Origin of the sequence: Pseudomonas sp. Gutcm_11s (genome assembly GCF_028649395.1) — a bacterium.
Classification (GTDB): domain Bacteria; phylum Pseudomonadota; class Gammaproteobacteria; order Pseudomonadales; family Pseudomonadaceae; genus Aquipseudomonas.
Map to the genome: position 1 here is coordinate 173,830 of NZ_JAQSUW010000013.1, position 14,979 is coordinate 188,808.

14 protein-coding genes are annotated in these 14,979 nt (G+C 63.8%); 8 read left to right on the forward strand and 6 right to left on the reverse strand.

Annotated elements, in window-relative coordinates:
* Positions 1 to 78 precede the first annotated feature (78 nt).
* The 3 genes from topA (at position 79) to PTT45_RS10655 (ending at position 3,586) form a co-directional block, all read left to right on the forward strand.
* Complete coding sequence (topA, locus tag PTT45_RS10645; protein ID WP_273813229.1) at positions 79 to 2,688, forward strand: type I DNA topoisomerase; 2,610 nt, start codon at positions 79 to 81, stop codon at positions 2,686 to 2,688.
* Positions 2,689 to 2,763: 75 nt separating this feature from the next.
* Complete coding sequence (locus PTT45_RS10650) at positions 2,764 to 3,282, forward strand: DUF6586 family protein (RefSeq protein ID WP_273813230.1); 519 nt, start codon at positions 2,764 to 2,766, stop codon at positions 3,280 to 3,282.
* A 70-nt stretch (positions 3,283 to 3,352) separates the two neighbouring features.
* Positions 3,353 to 3,586: a hypothetical protein gene (locus tag PTT45_RS10655; protein ID WP_192317222.1), complete on the forward strand. Its 234-nt coding sequence runs from the start codon at positions 3,353 to 3,355 to the stop codon at positions 3,584 to 3,586.
* A gap of 60 nt (positions 3,587 to 3,646) precedes the next feature.
* On the opposite strand, the gene sulA is transcribed toward PTT45_RS10655, so the two are convergent.
* Complete coding sequence (gene sulA / locus PTT45_RS10660; protein WP_273813231.1) at positions 3,647 to 4,114, reverse strand: SOS-induced cell division inhibitor SulA; 468 nt, start codon at positions 4,112 to 4,114, stop codon at positions 3,647 to 3,649.
* Positions 4,115 to 4,131: 17 nt separating this feature from the next.
* Positions 4,132 to 4,743 carry a transcriptional repressor LexA gene (gene lexA / locus PTT45_RS10665; protein ID WP_273813232.1) on the reverse strand — a complete coding sequence of 204 codons (612 nt, stop codon included), beginning with the start codon at positions 4,741 to 4,743 and terminating at the stop codon, positions 4,132 to 4,134.
* Positions 4,744 to 4,986: 243 nt separating this feature from the next.
* Between lexA and PTT45_RS10670 the strand changes: the two genes are divergently transcribed.
* The 4 genes from PTT45_RS10670 to PTT45_RS10685 are packed head-to-tail and all read left to right on the forward strand — an operon-like array spanning position 4,987 to position 8,027.
* Positions 4,987 to 5,694, forward strand: coding sequence for a TetR/AcrR family transcriptional regulator (locus PTT45_RS10670; RefSeq protein WP_273813233.1), 708 nt, complete (start codon positions 4,987 to 4,989; stop codon positions 5,692 to 5,694).
* Between the two features lie 40 nt (positions 5,695 to 5,734).
* Complete coding sequence (locus tag PTT45_RS10675) at positions 5,735 to 6,259, forward strand: L,D-transpeptidase family protein (protein ID WP_273813234.1); 525 nt, start codon at positions 5,735 to 5,737, stop codon at positions 6,257 to 6,259.
* Positions 6,260 to 6,278: 19 nt separating this feature from the next.
* Positions 6,279 to 7,277, forward strand: a complete 999-nt coding sequence (gene nagZ, locus PTT45_RS10680) for a beta-N-acetylhexosaminidase (RefSeq protein WP_273813307.1) — start codon at positions 6,279 to 6,281, stop codon at positions 7,275 to 7,277.
* Between the two features lie 12 nt (positions 7,278 to 7,289).
* The gene (locus PTT45_RS10685) at positions 7,290 to 8,027 is read left to right on the forward strand and encodes an S-methyl-5'-thioinosine phosphorylase (RefSeq protein ID WP_273813235.1); all 738 of its coding nucleotides are present in this window, start codon (positions 7,290 to 7,292) and stop codon (positions 8,025 to 8,027) included.
* A gap of 56 nt (positions 8,028 to 8,083) precedes the next feature.
* On the opposite strand, the gene PTT45_RS10690 is transcribed toward PTT45_RS10685, so the two are convergent.
* Positions 8,084 to 8,608: a CsiV family protein gene (locus PTT45_RS10690; RefSeq protein ID WP_273813236.1), complete on the reverse strand. Its 525-nt coding sequence runs from the start codon at positions 8,606 to 8,608 to the stop codon at positions 8,084 to 8,086.
* 20 nt (positions 8,609 to 8,628) lie between these two features.
* Positions 8,629 to 12,060: a transcription-repair coupling factor gene (gene mfd, locus PTT45_RS10695; RefSeq protein ID WP_273813237.1), complete on the reverse strand. Its 3,432-nt coding sequence runs from the start codon at positions 12,058 to 12,060 to the stop codon at positions 8,629 to 8,631.
* Between the two features lie 153 nt (positions 12,061 to 12,213).
* Between mfd and PTT45_RS10700 the strand changes: the two genes are divergently transcribed.
* Entirely contained in the window at positions 12,214 to 13,665 is a 1,452-nt protein-coding gene (locus PTT45_RS10700; protein WP_273813238.1) for a glyceraldehyde-3-phosphate dehydrogenase, read from the forward strand.
* A 71-nt stretch (positions 13,666 to 13,736) separates the two neighbouring features.
* Here PTT45_RS10700 and PTT45_RS10705 read toward each other — a convergent pair whose 3' ends face one another.
* Together PTT45_RS10705 and PTT45_RS10710 are read right to left on the reverse strand one after the other, a co-directional pair.
* Positions 13,737 to 14,477, reverse strand: coding sequence for a sterol desaturase family protein (locus tag PTT45_RS10705; RefSeq protein ID WP_273813239.1), 741 nt, complete (start codon positions 14,475 to 14,477; stop codon positions 13,737 to 13,739).
* Between the two features lie 15 nt (positions 14,478 to 14,492).
* The gene (locus PTT45_RS10710) at positions 14,493 to 14,795 is read right to left on the reverse strand and encodes a DUF962 domain-containing protein (RefSeq protein WP_273813240.1); all 303 of its coding nucleotides are present in this window, start codon (positions 14,793 to 14,795) and stop codon (positions 14,493 to 14,495) included.
* Between the last annotated feature and the right edge of the window lie 184 nt (positions 14,796 to 14,979).

Here is a 14,979-nt window from a genome sequence, read left to right on the forward strand (position 1 = left end):
AGCCACTATATATAGCGGTGCCTTGATAGGCTCCCGCCTCTTATTCTTCCTTTTTTGTTTTCAGGAATTCTCCAATCCATGGGCAAATCGCTGGTCATCGTGGAATCCCCGGCCAAGGCCAAGACCATCAACAAGTACCTGGGCAACCAGTTCGTGGTGAAGTCGAGCATCGGCCATATTCGTGACCTGCCCACCAGCGGTTCCGCCAGCGCCAACAAGGAGCCGGCCAAGCGCGGCAAGGCTGCGGCCGCCGAGGCGCCTGCCCTGTCGCCGAAGGAGAAAGCCAAGCGCCAGCTGTTCTCGCGCATGGGTGTCGACCCCGAGCACGGCTGGAAGGCCAAGTACGAGATCCTTCCCGGTAAGGAGAAGGTGATCGAGGAACTGCGCCGCCTGGCCAAGGATGCCGACACCATCTATCTCGCAACCGACTTGGACCGTGAAGGGGAGGCCATCGCCTGGCACCTGCGCGAGGCTATCGGTGGCGATGACAGCCGCTACAAGCGCGTGGTGTTCAACGAAATCACCAAGAAGGCCATCCAGGAGGCCTTCTCCCAGCCGGGCGAGCTGGACATCAATCGCGTCAACGCGCAGCAGGCGCGCCGCTTCCTTGATCGCGTGGTGGGCTACATGGTCTCGCCGCTGCTGTGGGCCAAGATCGCCCGCGGCCTGTCCGCCGGCCGTGTGCAGTCGGTAGCGGTGAAGCTGGTGGTGGCGCGCGAGAAGGAAATCCGTGCCTTCGTTCCGGAAGAGTACTGGGAAGTGCATGCCGACCTAGGCAGCGCCAAGGGCGACAAGGTGCGCTTCGAGGTCACCCGCGAGAACGGCGAGGCCTTCAAGCCGCTCAATGAAGCCCAGGCCATGGCTGCCCTGGCCAAGCTCAAGGCGTCGAGCTACAGCGTGGTCAAGCGCGAGGACAAACCGACCTCGAGCAAGCCTTCCGCGCCGTTCATTACCTCCACACTGCAGCAGGCGGCGAGCAACCGCCTCGGCTTCGGTGTGAAGAAGACCATGATGATGGCCCAGCGTCTCTACGAGGCTGGCTACATCACCTATATGCGTACCGACTCGACCAACCTGTCGGCCGACGCCATCGACATGGTGCGCGGCTTCATCGACAGCGAGTTCGGCAAGAAGTACCTGCCGGCCAAGCCGAACTCCTATTCGAGCAAGGAGGGTGCCCAGGAGGCGCACGAGGCGATCCGCCCGTCCGACGTCAATCTGCGCCCGACCCAGCTGTCCGGCATGGAGCGCGACGCGGAGCGCCTGTACGAGTTGATCTGGCGCCAGTTCGTGGCCTGCCAGATGCCGCCGGCCGAATACCTGTCCACCAGCGTTAGCGTCAAGGCCAGCGAGTTCGAGCTGCGAGCCAAGGGCCGCATCCTCAAGTTCGACGGTTACACCCGCGTGCTGCCGCAACAGAGCAAGCCGGGCGAGGATGATGTGCTGCCGGAGATGAAAGAGGGTGAAGCGCTCAAGCTGCTGCAGCTCGACCCCAGCCAGCACTTCACCAAGCCGCCGGCGCGCTTCTCCGAGGCCAGCCTGGTCAAGGAGCTGGAAAAGCGTGGTATAGGCCGTCCGTCCACCTATGCGGCGATCATCTCGACCATCCAGGAGCGCGGATACGTCACCGTACACAACCGCCGTTTCTACGCCGAGAAGATGGGCGACATCGTCACCGAGCGCCTCGACGAGAGTTTCTCCAACCTGATGGACTACGGCTTCACCGCCGCCATGGAAGAGCGCCTAGACGACGTGGCTCAGGGCGAGCGTGACTGGAAGCACCTGCTCGACGAATTCTACGGTGACTTCAAGAAGAAGCTGGAAGTGGCCGAGGTGGCGGACAAGGGCATGCGTGCCAACCAGCCGACACCTACCGACATCGCCTGCCGCGATTGCGGCCGACACATGATGATCCGTACTGCGTCCACCGGTGTGTTCCTCGGTTGCTCCGGCTATGCGCTGCCGCCGAAGGAGCGCTGCAAGGCCACCCTCAACCTGATCCCGGGCGACGAGATCGCCGCGGACGACGAGGGTGAGTCCGAGTCCCGCGTACTGCGCAACAAGCATCGTTGCCCGATCTGCAGCACGGCGATGGACGCCTACCTGCTGGACGAAACCCGCAAGCTGCATATCTGTGGCAACAACCCGGATTGCGCGGGCTACGAGATCGAGCAGGGCCAGTATCGCATCAAGGGTTATGAAGGTCCGAGCCTGGAGTGCGACAAGTGCGGCAGCGAGATGCAGCTGAAGACCGGCCGCTTCGGCAAGTTCTTCGGTTGTACCAATCCTGCGTGCAAGAACACTCGCAAACTGCTGAAGAGCGGTGAGGCCGCGCCGCCCAAGATGGATGCGGTGAAGATGCCGGAGCTCAAGTGCGAGAAGGTCGATGACACCTACGTACTGCGTGATGGCGCCTCGGGCCTGTTCCTGGCCGCCAGCGGCTTCCCCAAGAACCGCGAGACCCGCGCGCCGCTGGTGCTGGAGCTGATCCCGCACAAGGACGAGATCGATCCCAAGTACCACTTCTTGCTGGAAGCGCCGAAGAAAGATCCGGAAGGCCGCCCAGCGGTGATCCGCTTCAGCCGCAAGACCAAGGAGCAGTATGTGCAGAGCGAGGTGGACGGCAAGCCCACCGGCTGGCGCGCCTTCTTCGATGGCGGCAAGTGGAAGGTAGAAGACAAGCGCTGATTGCGCAGGCCGCACCTCGGCTATGAGGTGCGGCGTCCTCCCTCAGTAATCTGCAAGCGGCTGCGAGGCATTGTCATGGCCCAAGAACTCTATACCCGCACCAACCAGAAGATCTTCTTCGCCGGCCTGGCTCTGGAGAGCCTGCGCAAGGCGGAGGCTGGTGAGGCGATGAATGCCCAGGCGTTGATGCAATCCGAGCGCGAGGCGGTACTGTTCCATCTCTATGGCGCGGTGCTGGGCCTGTGTCACGAGGTCGCCGGCTACTACAAGCTGGCGGAAGCGGGCGCGCCGCGGGTCGAGCTGCTGCTCAATCAGGCGGTACTGCAGGCGTCGCCGACTCCCGAACTGGCCGAGTTGATGGAAATTGCTCAGCAGTCGGAGAGCTGGCTGGCGCAACTGTTGGCAGCCCATGCGCAGCTATTCCAGCCACCGCAGGCGCCTAAGGCCGCCAAGGTTGATCCTACTCTGCCGCTGATCAGTGCAGTCAGTGTCGAGGAGGAGCCGCAGCCTCTGCAGTACGCGGAGCTGGAGAGCTGGCGTCAGCAACTCAAGCAACTGGTATTGCGTTACCGCGAGTCGCTCAGCGAGTGCTGATTGGTTAGCCAGGCTAGGGCGCGAACGCCATGGCTGTTACACTGGCTGCCTGCTAGGAGACCTATCCATCATGTCCACTTCCTTCCTCGAAATCGTCGAACTGCCTGACGGGCGAATCATTCTGCGTCGTGCCGAGGATGAGGAAGTACTGGTGACCTTGGACTTCTCGGCGGATGCCAAGGCCTTCCTGCAGGGGCACCATGTCGAGGTGGCCAAGGCCATGCTCAATGTCGGTGTGCAGATGGCTGGTCGCTTGGCCGAGGGCGAGATGGAGCAGGATGAGCAGCCGCGCGTGCTGCACTGATTGATGGGAGCCTGCAATGGGCTGCCATGTGGGGCGCTGATACGCCCCGTATCGCAAGTCTTAATCCAGTCGAATATTCAGGCTTTGTGCGCTGCCCAGGCGTGCGGCGCTGCTCAGGCTTGCGCGCTGACTGGGCTGTAGACCGATCCAGCTCACTACCGTATGGCTTCTTCCCAGGCGCAGGGCTTCCCGTGCCAGTTCCAGAGCATCCTGGCCGGCGCGTGGCTGCAGCAGGAGCAGTCGGTCCAGATTCAGGCCAAGGCTGCGCAGCCATGCGTTGGTGATGGAGGCGGGCGGTGCAATCAGGGTTAGCCAGCGGGCATCCTGATTGCGGCTGAGCTCGCGCAGCACGGGACCAAGCAGGTGGCGACAGTTGCCCGGAGAGCCGGACAGGCGCAGCTCGCTGAAAGGTTCCGGCTCGTCCAGCCAGGGCGCAGGGGATTCATCGCCGAGCAATGGCAAGGCGGTGCCAAGGAAGGCTTCAAACAGCGGGAGTTGCGAGCGATTCAGCGACTGCGGGAACTGCATGAAGCTCTCCTTGATGCTTAGCGGCGGATCACGCCGACACTCAGGCCTTCGATTACCAGATCCTGCTCTTCCAGATTCACCTCGATGGGGGCGAATTCCGGGTTTTCGGCGATCAGCAGGACCTTGTTGCCAGTGCGTTGGAAGCGTTTGACGGTGACTTCATCGTCGATACGCGCCACCACGATCTGGCCGTTACGCACTTCGCGGGTGGTGTGCACGGCAAGCAGGTCGCCATCGAGAATGCCGATGTCCTTCATGCTCATGCCGCGTACTCGCAGCAGATAGTCGGCCTTGGGGCGGAAGAACTCCGGGTTGATCTTGCAGGAGTCCTCGACGTTCTGTTGGGCGAGGATGGGAGCGCCGGCGGCGACTCGGCCGATCACCGGCAGGCCTTCTTCTTCATTGGCAGCCGGCTCGAAGCCGGGAATGCGAATGCCACGGGAGGCACCAGGAGTCATTTCGATGGCGCCCTTGCGGGCCAGTGCTTTGAGGTGCTCCTCGGCTGCATTGGGCGATTTGAAGCCCAGTTCCTGGGCGATCTCGGCACGAGTCGGCGGATAACCGTTGTCTTCCAGGCAGCGTTTGATGAAGGCGAGGATTTCGGATTGTCGCGGCGTCAGTTTGAGCATGCTGGTGGTCTGTCTGTTTATACAGTTGCTGTGATTATATACAGTGATTCCCCGCTGGCAACACCTCTTTTCTTCCTAGGGCGAAATGGCCATTTCTACCGTTCGGCGTGGCGGCTCAGGCTTCTGCCTGGTTCGCCTATGGTTAAATGCGTGACCGGCCGGCCATGATTGGTCCTGCCAGACTTGACAGGGCAATATTCTGAAACGTATGTTTCAAACAAGTGTTTGTCAGGCGAGGAAGTCATGGCTCAATCAGAAACCGTTGAGCGCATTTTGGATGCTGCCGAGCAGCTGTTTGCGGAGAAGGGCTTTGCCGAGACTTCGCTGCGGCTGATCACCAGCAAGGCCGGGGTCAACCTGGCGGCCGTCAATTATCATTTCGGCTCCAAGAAAGCGCTGATCCAGGCGGTGTTCTCGCGTTTCCTCGGGCCGTTCTGCATCAGCCTCGAGCGCGAGCTCGATCGCCGTCAGGCCAAGCCGGATGCCAAGCCCAGCCTGGAAGAGCTGCTGGAGATGCTGGTAGAGCAGGCGCTGGCGGTGAAGCCGCGCAGTGGCAACGATCTGTCCATCTTCATGCGTTTGCTCGGCCTGGCCTTCAGTCAGAGCCAGGGGCACCTGCGCAAGTATCTGGAAGAGGTGTACGGCAAGGTCTTCCGCCGCTACATGTTGCTGCTCAACGAAGTTGCACCCAAGCTGCCGCCGCTGGAGATCTTCTGGCGCGTGCACTTCATGCTCGGCGCTGCGGCGTTCAGCATGTCCGGTATCAAGGCATTGCGTGGCATGGCGGAGAACGATTTCGGCGTGGATACCTCCATCGAGCAGGTCATGCGTCTGATGGTGCCGTTCCTCGCCGCCGGCATGCGTGCCGAGAGTGGTGTGAGCGACGAGGCGCTGGCCACTGCCCAGTTCAAGCCGCGCAGCAAGGTTCAGGTCGCCGCCAAGGCCGTCTGATGCTGTGCCCGAGCGGGGCGATGGGCTAAGCTAGCGGCCCATGCGCCCGCTCGATCTCCTGCATATCTCCATTGCCGACCAGTGCCTGTACGGTTTCGCCGACGGGCAGCTGGCGGTACGCCTGTCGGTATCTACTGCATTGAATGGTGCTGGCGAACAGAGCGGTTCCAACTGCACGCCGCGTGGCCAGCATATGGTGCGGGCGAAGATCGGTGATGGCCTGCCGCTCGGTGCGGTACTGCGCGGGCGGCGCTGGACCGGCGAAGTCTGGTCCGCGGCGCTCGATGCGCAGTTCCCCGACCGCGACTGGATCCTCACCCGTATCCTCTGGCTCAGCGGCTGCGAGCTTGGCGTCAATCGCCTGGGACAGGTCGACACCTTCCGCCGCTACGTCTACCTGCATGGCACGCCGGACACCCAGCCAATGGGCGTGCCGCTGTCCCATGGTTGCGTGCGCCTGCGCAACGCCGACCTGCTAGACCTCTTTCCCCGTGTACCGCCGTATTGCGCGGTAATGATCGACGAGGCGCCGTGCCCGCAGTGGGCCACGGCCGATCTCGCTTAAGGACGCTTCTGTGACGACCCTGTTTGGTTCCCTGATGCTGGACATCCAAGGCACCTGGCTGACCGCCGAGGACCGCCGGATTCTGCGCCAGCCCGAGGTGGGCGGCCTCATCCTGTTCGCCCGTAATATCGAAGACCCGCGCCAGGTGCGTGAGCTGTGCGCCTCCATCCGCGCCGTGCGCCCGGATCTGCTGCTGGCGGTGGACCAGGAAGGCGGCCGCGTGCAGCGCCTGCGCAACGGCTTCGTGCGCCTGCCGGCGATGCGTGCCCTGGCTGACAACGATAACGCCGAGCAACTGGCCGAGCACTGCGGCTGGTTGATGGCCGCCGAGGTGCTGGCCGTGGGCCTGGACCTCAGCTTCGCCCCGGTGCTGGACCTGGATCACCAACGCAGCGCCGTGGTCGGCAGCCGCAGCTTCGAGGGCGACGCCGAGCTGGCGACTCGCCTGGCCGGCGCCTTCATCCGTGGCATGGATGCAGCGGGCATGGCCGCCACTGGCAAGCACTTCCCCGGTCACGGCTGGGCCGAGGCAGACTCGCACGTGGCCATCCCCGTGGACGAGCGCAGCCTGGACGAGATCCGCGCCAAGGACCTGGTCCCGTTCCAGCGCCTGAGCAAGCAGCTGGCCGCGGTGATGCCGGCGCACGTCATCTACCCACAGGTCGACGCCGGCCCGGCCGGTTTCTCGCGGCGTTGGTTGCAGGAGATCCTGCGTGGTGAGCTGGGTTTCGATGGCGTGATCTTCAGCGATGACCTGTCCATGGCCGGTGCTCATGTGGTCGGCGATGCCGCCAGTCGTATCGAGGCGGCGCTGAATGCTGGCTGCGACATGGGCCTGGTGTGCAATGACCGCGCCTCGGCCGAACTGGCCCTCGGCGCGTTGCAGCGTCTCAAGGTGCAGCCGCCCAAGGGCCTGGCGCGCATGCGTGGCCGCGGCTTCGCCCGTACCGACTATCGCGAGCAGCCGCGTTGGCTGCAGGCCGTCGCCGCCCTGCGTGCGGCGCAGTTGATCGACTGACGGGGCACCAACATGACTACCTACGCCATCATCGGCGGCACCGGTCTGACTCAGCTCGACGGCCTGACCCTCAAGCAGGCGCAGAACATCGACACGCCTTACGGCGCGCCCTCGGCCGCCGTGCTGCGCGGCGAGTATGCCGGCCATGAGGTGCTATTCCTCGCTCGTCATGGCCACCCGCACCGCATCCCGCCGCACCAGGTGAACTACCGCGCCAACCTGTGGGCGCTGAAGCAGGCCGGGGCCGAGGCGATCTTCGCGGTCAACGCGGTAGGCGGCATCCATGCGGCCATGGGCAGTGGCCACCTGTGTGTGGCGCATCAGATCGTCGATTACACCTGGGGCAGGGCGCATACCTTCTTCGACGGCGAACTCGAGCATGTCACCCACATCGATTTCAGCTTCCCCTACGACGAAGAGCTGCGTGGCCGCTTGATCGCCGCGCTGCAGGCGCTGGGCTATCCGCACAGCATCCATGGTGTGTACGGTGCTACCCAGGGGCCGCGGCTGGAAACGGCGGCGGAGATCACCCGCATGGAACGAGATGGTTGCGATATCGTCGGCATGACCGGCATGCCCGAGGCGGCCCTGGCTCGCGAGCTGGAATTGCCCTACGCCTGCCTGGCGCTGGTGGTGAACCCGGCGGCCGGCAAGACCAACGGCATCATCACCATGGCCGAGATCGAGGCGGAGCTGGAGCGCGGCATTGGCAAGGTGCGCGCCGTGCTGGAGCGTGTGCTCGGCGCCTGACCTGAGCGCAAACGAAAAAGCCCCGCAGTGCGGGGCTTTTTTGTGGATCGGCGGAATCAGGGCTGGGTGACTTTCACCAGTACGCCCAGGCCGCCGTTGTCCAGGTAGGTCAGTTCGCCCAGCTTGAGGCGGGTCTTCTGCCGTACGCGCTCGCTGCCGGTGAGCAGGCCGTCGTTGTCGAAGCGGTTGATCCAGAAATCCGCCTGCAGGTCGACCAGGCGCTGCTGTTCGCTCAGGGTCACCACGCCCTCGACCGGGAAGTGGCCGAACTGCTCGTTACCGGTGCTGAGCGCGGCCTTGTCCTGCACGGCGCTCAGGTTCTGCGCCCAGGCCTTGTGCAGCAGCACTTCATAGCCGTTGCCCGGATTGAGCTTGGCGGCCTCGCCGTCCAGCGCGGTGCCGCGTTCGTTGCCGGCGATGGGCGTGGCGCCCACGGCCCAGTCGTCCGGTGCCGGTTGGCTGGAAGACAGCGCTTCGCCGCCCTGGCGGAAGACGATGAGTTCGATCTGGAACACGCCGTCGGCGAAGGCCTGCGGAGCCATCAGGCAGAGCAGCAGGAAGAGGGGGCGAAACGCGCGCATGGGTCAGTCCTTTAGGCGGATTACGGGGCGAGGCGCTCCAGCAGCGCCTCCAGGGTATTGAAACGTTCTTCCGGGCGCTCCATCGGCACCTGGAATTTGAACAGGGTGGCGCCTTCGAACTTGTAGCGGTTCGGTTGGCTCTGGATCAGCTTGATCAGTACCAGCGGGTCGACGCAGGTATCGGCGGCGAACTCGATGCGCCCGCCCTGTGGGCCGGCGTCGACCTTCTTGATGCCGAGCTTCTCCGCCTGCAGCTTGAGCAGGGTCAAGCGCATCAGGTTCTTGCTCGCCTCCGGCAGCAGGCCGAAGCGGTCGATCATCTCCACCTGCAGCTCCTTCAGGCCGTCCTCGTCGGCGGCCGAGGCGATGCGCTTGTAGAGGATCAGGCGGCTGTGCACGTCCGGCAGGTAGTCGTCGGGGATCAGCGCCGGCACCCGCAGGTTGATCTCGGCGCCGCCGCCCAGCGGCTGCTCCAGGTTCGGTTGCTCGCCCTTGCGGATGGCCTTCACTGCGCGTTCGAGCATTTCCATGTAGAGGGTGAAGCCGACCGCCTGGATCTGCCCGCTCTGGCCGTCGCCGAGCAGCTCGCCGGCGCCACGGATCTCCAGGTCGTGGGTGGCCAGGACGAAGCCGGCACCCAGGTCCTGGGCATTGGCGATGGCTTCTAGGCGCTTCTGCGCATCCTCGGTCATGCCCTTGCGTGGCGGCGTGAGCAGGTAGGCGTAGGCCTGGTGGTGGCTACGACCGACGCGGCCGCGCAGCTGGTGCAGCTGGGCCAGGCCGAACTTGTCGGCGCGCTCGATGAGGATGGTATTGGCGCTCGGCACGTCGATGCCAGTCTCGATGATGGTCGAGGCCACCAGCACGTTGAAGCGCTTGTGGTAGAAGTCGCTCATCACCCGTTCCAGATCGCGCTCGTGCATCTGCCCGTGGCCGATGCCGATACGAGCTTCCGGAACCAGTGCGGCCAGGTCGGCGGCGCACTTCTCGATGGTCTTCACGTCGTTGTGCAGGTAGTACACCTGGCCGCCGCGCAGCAGTTCGCGCAGCAGGGCTTCCTTGATCGTCGGATTGTTCTGCTCCATGACGAAGGTGCGCACCGACAGCCGGCGTGCTGGCGGGGTGGCGATGATCGACAGGTCGCGCATGCCCGACACTGCCATGTTCAGCGTGCGTGGGATCGGCGTGGCGGTCAGGGTGAGGATGTCGACTTCGCTGCGCAGGGCCTTGAGCTGCTCCTTCTGGCGCACGCCGAAGCGGTGTTCCTCGTCGATGATGCACAGGCCCAGGTCCTTGAAGCGCACATCGTCCTGCAGCAGCTTGTGGGTGCCGATGACGATGTCGATCTTGCCCTCGGCCAGCTTGGCCACGGCCTCGTTGACTTCCTTGGTCGACTTGAAGCGGCTCATCACCTCGACCGTTACCGGCCAGTCGGCGAAGCGGTCGCGGAAGCTGTTGTAGTGCTGCTGGGCGAGCAGGGTGGTCGGTACCAGTACCGCCACCTGGCGGCCGCTGTGCACGGCGATGAAGGCGGCACGCATGGCCACCTCGGTCTTGCCGAAGCCAACGTCGCCGCACACCAGACGATCCATCGGCTTGGCCGCCAGCATGTCCTCGCGCACCGCGTCGATGGCGTTCTGCTGGTCCGGGGTCTCCTCGAAGGGGAAGCCGGCGCTGAAGGTGGCGTAATCGGCGGCCGGGTCCTTGAACGCATAGCCTTCGCGGGCGGCGCGGCGGGCGTAGATGTCGAGCAGCTCGGCGGCGACGTCGCGCACCTGCTCGGCGGCCTTGCGCTTGGCCTTCTGCCAGGTCTCGGAACCCAGGCGGTGCAGCGGGGCCAGGGCGTCGTCGCTGCCGGTGTAGCGGGCGATCAGGTGCAGGCTGGCCACCGGCACGTAGAGCTTGGCTTCCTCGGCGTACATCAGGGCGAGGAATTCGGCGGCCTGGCCGTCGAACTCCATGGTCACCAGGCCCAGGTAGCGGCCGACGCCGTGGTCGATATGCACCACCGGCGCGCCTTCGCGCAGCTCGGTGAGGTTCTTGATCACGTTGTCGCCACCGTCACGTGATTTTTCGCGGCGGCGGCGCTGCATCACGCGCTGGCCGAACAGCGGGCTCTCGGCGACCAAGGCGATCTTGTCGAGCAGCAGGCCCTCGTCCAGCGGCGCGATGCAGATAGCCAGGCGATCCTTGCTGGCGGTGAACTCGGGCCAGTCGGCGACTTCACGCGGCTTGAGCTTGAGGCGCGCCAACAGCTCCAGCAGCACTTCGCGGCGGCCGGCGGACTCGGCGCTGAACAGCACGCGCCCCGGATATTCCTCGATGAAGCGGCGCAGGGCGGCCAGCGGTTCGCTGGCTTTGGCCTGGATCGCCAGGTCGGGCAGGGCGCGGGCGTCGAAACGCTCGCGGCCGACGCCGACTTCCACGTCTTCCTGGCTGACCACCACGCGCGGCCAGTTCTTCAGGCGGGCGAAGCAGTCTTCTACCGGCAGGAAGATGTCGGCCGGCGGCAGCAGCGGGCGCTCGGGGTCGACGCGGCGATCCTCGTAGCGGTTGCGTGCGTCGGTCCAGAACTGCTCGGCGGCCTGCTCGATGCCTGGCAGGGAGAACACCTGGGTGTCGCCTGGCAGGTAGTCGAACAGGGTGCCGGTTTCCTCGAAGAACAGCGGCAGGTAGTACTCGATGCCGGCTGGGGTGATGCCGGAGGCGAGGTCCTGGTAGATCGGGCAGCGACGGAAGTCGACGTCGAAGCGCTCGCGGAAACGCCCGCGGAAGTCGGTGACGGCCTTCTTCTCCAGCGGGAACTCGCGGGCCGGCAGCAGGCGGATCGACTCCACCTTGTCCACCGAGCGCTGGGTTTCCGGGTCGAAGGTGCGCAGGGTCTCGATCTCGTCGTCGAACAGGTCGATGCGGTATGGCGTGTCGCTGCCCATGGGGAACAGGTCGATCAGCGCGCCGCGCACGGCGAACTCACCATGCTCGTAGACGGTATCCACGCAGCGGTAGCCGGCGGCTTCCAGGCGTGCACGCATTTCCTCGACATCGAGCTTCTGGCCGACATCCAGCAGCAGGCCGGAGCCGAGCAGGAAACGGGTTGGCGCCAGGCGGTGCAGGGCGGTGGCGATCGGCACCACCAGCACGCCGTGCTTGATCTCCGGCAGGCGGTAGAGCGTGGCGATACGCTGGGAAATGATGTCCTGATGCGGCGAGAACACGTCGTAGGGCAGGGTTTCCCAGTCCGGGAAGTGCAGCACCGGCAGGTCCGGGGCGAAAAACGCCAGCTCTTCCTGCAGGCGCTCGGCGCTCTGGCTGTCGGCGGTCAGCAGCAGGGTGAAACGCTTGGCGGCGCTGGCGGCCTCGGCCACAGCCAGGCTCAACGCGGCTCCGGGCAGGTTGCCCCAGTGCTGTTTGCCGGCGGCGCCCGGCAGTTTCGGCAAGTGCAGTACGGACACAGGTGTCGCGGCCCCAGGCGAAAAAGAAGGCGGCAATTGTAACGAGGCGAGGCATCCACTGTCAGTTACGACGGGCGCACATTGCTCAGCGCAGTGGGCGCCGTCATAATGTAGCCCCTTTTTTCAGCCCCTACATGTGGAAGGTAATTGCCCGTGACCCAGAAGCCCGACCAGTGTCTCGGTGAGTGGATCGATCGTGAAGCCCTCGCAGAAGCGATGATTCCTATGATTGGTCAGCTCTACCGCAACAACAGCGTGGTGACCTCGATCTACGGCCGTGGTCTGATCAACCGTTCGGTGATCGACATCCTCAAAGCCCATCGTTTTGCCCGTCACCGCCTGGCTGACGAAGGCAACGAGCTGTCGGTGCACGATACCTTCCCGATCCTCAAGGCCATGAGCGAGCTCAAGCTGGGCGCCGCCTCCGTGGACCTGGGCAAGATGGCCAGCAAGTTCAAGACCGAAGGCAATGGCCGTGCCGTCGAGCAGTTCGTCAAGGACGAGCTGGCCGACGTGGTTGGCAAGCAGAACGGCGCTGCCCGCGAAGGCACCGACGTGGTCCTGTACGGTTTCGGCCGCATCGGCCGCCTGCTGGCGCGCATCCTGATCGAGAAAACCGGTGGCGGCGACGGCCTGCGTCTGCGCGCCATCGTTGTACGCAAGGGCGCCAGCAATGACCTGGTCAAGCGCGCCAGCCTGCTGCGTCGCGACTCGGTACACGGCAAGTTCGATGGCACCATCACCATCGACGAAGAAAACAACACCCTGACCGCCAACGGCAACCTGATCCAGGTGATCTATGCCAAGTCGCCGACCGAAGTCGACTACACCCAGTACGGCATCAAGAATGCCCTGCTGGTCGACAACACCGGCGTATGGCGTGATGCCGAGGGCCTGGGCCAGCACCTGGCCTGCCCGGGTGTCGATCGCGTTGTCCTGACCGCACCGGGCAAGGGTGCGCTGAAGAACATCGTGCACGGCATCAACCACAGCGAAATCACCGCTGAGGACAAGATCATCTCCGCCGCTTCCTGCACCACCAACGCCATCGTGCCGGTGCTCAAGGCGATCAATGATCAATACGGCATCGTCAACGGCCACGTCGAAACCGTTCACTCGTACACCAACGACCAGAACCTGATCGACAACTTCCACAAGGGCGATCGCCGTGGCCGCAGCGCCCCGCTGAACATGGTGATCACCGAGACCGGTGCCGCCACTGCCGCCGCCAAGGCCCTGCCGGTCCTGAAAGGCAAGCTGACCGGCAACGCCATTCGCGTACCGACGCCGAACGTCTCCATGGCCATCCTCAACCTGAACCTGGAGAAGGCCACCACTCGCGAAGAGATCAACGAGTACCTGCGCCAGATGGCCATGCACTCGGACCTGCAGAAGCAGATCGACTTCGTCCAGTCGCAGGAAGTGGTCTCCACCGACTTCGTCGGCTCGCGCCACGCCGGTGTGGTCGATGCCGAAGCCACCATCGCCAACGACAACCGCGTCGTGCTGTACGTGTGGTACGACAACGAGTTCGGCTACAGCTGCCAGGTGGTTCGCGTGATGGAAGACATGGCTGGGGTCAACCCGCCGGCCTTCCCGCGCTAATCCGCGAGAGCAGTAAACAGAACGGGAGCCTAGGCTCCCGTTTTGCATTTCAGCGGCCGCTATTTTGCCAGTCACCCTTTGCTGGTCTTGAACAGCAGATCCAGCAGGCGATTGGTGAAGCCGTAGTTCACGTTGCCGAGGGTGTGATGGAAGCGGTGGTAGGTCGGATGATTGATCAGCTTCTTGAGCCAGTGCTGGTCACTGAGGCTGGGCATCAGGTCGTAATTACAGTGGATGCAGGTGGTGTAGACCATGCCTACGGCATGCAGCACCAGTGCCGTGCCCACTCCCAGAGGCATCAGCAGCATGAACAGCGGCAGTGTGCCGGCGATGATCATCGCTTCGATGGGGTGCACGCTGTAGCTGGAGTAGGGGGTGACCCTGACCGATAGGTGATGCACGCGATGAAAGCGGGACAGCGCGCGGGTGTGCAGCAGCCTATGGGTCGCGTATGAATAGATGTTGTTGAACACGACGAAACTGCTGATCTGCAGTGCGGCCTGCAGCCAGCTTGTGGGCCAGATCCCGACGCAGAGCCAGCGGTAGCTGAGGGAGGCCAGGCCTAGAATCAGGCAGGCGATCAGGCCGTTGCGGATTTCTCGCTGCAGTTGGCCTGGCTGGGCGGGGCGCTGATCCAGTGGTCGGCCGATGCCCAGCATGGGCATGATCTTCTCCGTCAGCAGCAGCCCGATGCCACCGCCGAGCAGGTAGATAAGGCAGTGCACGCCAATGGCCACGAGCAGGGCAACTGGCAGACTGGCCTGTAGCCAGGCGCTGAGTAGCGTTTCAAAAGACTCCAGCATCCATTGCATTGTGTCTTCTCAGGGTTAGAAAGGCAGCTTGCCTGACAACATCTGGGCAAACATGCGCAGATTGGCGCGGGCCGTAAGGATGGGGTGCTTGAACTCGATCTCGTCGGAGGGCTCCACCCAGCGGTGCCCGATCCATATTGCCAGCAGCCCCACTGCCGGGGCCAGGCCAAGGATTGCATAGTGATGAGTGAGGAGCGCCCACACGACGATGCCTGCAGCGATAGCCCAGCCTAGTAAATGAATCCGTCGATTCCAGGGTTGCTGGTGCGACTCCATGTAGAGTGAGTAGAACTCATCGAATGAGCGAAAGGGCTGCATGGTTTTCCTGTTGGGGCTGGCTGTGGCTGGTGGTCAGGATAGCGCTACTGGCTAGAAGGTGATGTGTTTGTACAGTTCTTCAATTTTTCGCTGCGCTAGCATTCTGCACACTGCCATTTCTGGGGGTGCTGGGTTGGTCAAATATGTTTCTCTACTGCTCGTTGTAGTGGTTCTGAATGCGTGC

Excerpts from the sequence above, each read along its gene's own strand:
- lexA (WP_273813232.1), bottom strand. The coding sequence starts at position 4,743 with ATGCTCAAACTGACGCCGCGACAATCCGAAATCCTCGCCTTCATCAAA.
- PTT45_RS10685 (WP_273813235.1), top strand. The coding sequence starts at position 7,290 with ATGACTACCTACGCCATCATCGGCGGCACCGGTCTGACTCAGCTCGAC.
- PTT45_RS10675 (WP_273813234.1), top strand. The coding sequence starts at position 5,735 with ATGCGCCCGCTCGATCTCCTGCATATCTCCATTGCCGACCAGTGCCTG.
- topA (WP_273813229.1), top strand. The coding sequence starts at position 79 with ATGGGCAAATCGCTGGTCATCGTGGAATCCCCGGCCAAGGCCAAGACC.
- PTT45_RS10690 (WP_273813236.1), bottom strand. The coding sequence starts at position 8,608 with ATGCGCGCGTTTCGCCCCCTCTTCCTGCTGCTCTGCCTGATGGCTCCG.
- sulA (WP_273813231.1), bottom strand. The coding sequence starts at position 4,114 with ATGCAGTTCCCGCAGTCGCTGAATCGCTCGCAACTCCCGCTGTTTGAA.
- PTT45_RS10650 (WP_273813230.1), top strand. The coding sequence starts at position 2,764 with ATGGCCCAAGAACTCTATACCCGCACCAACCAGAAGATCTTCTTCGCC.
- PTT45_RS10705 (WP_273813239.1), bottom strand. The coding sequence starts at position 14,477 with ATGCAATGGATGCTGGAGTCTTTTGAAACGCTACTCAGCGCCTGGCTA.
- PTT45_RS10655 (WP_192317222.1), top strand. The coding sequence starts at position 3,353 with ATGTCCACTTCCTTCCTCGAAATCGTCGAACTGCCTGACGGGCGAATC.
- PTT45_RS10670 (WP_273813233.1), top strand. The coding sequence starts at position 4,987 with ATGGCTCAATCAGAAACCGTTGAGCGCATTTTGGATGCTGCCGAGCAG.
- PTT45_RS10710 (WP_273813240.1), bottom strand. The coding sequence starts at position 14,795 with ATGCAGCCCTTTCGCTCATTCGATGAGTTCTACTCACTCTACATGGAG.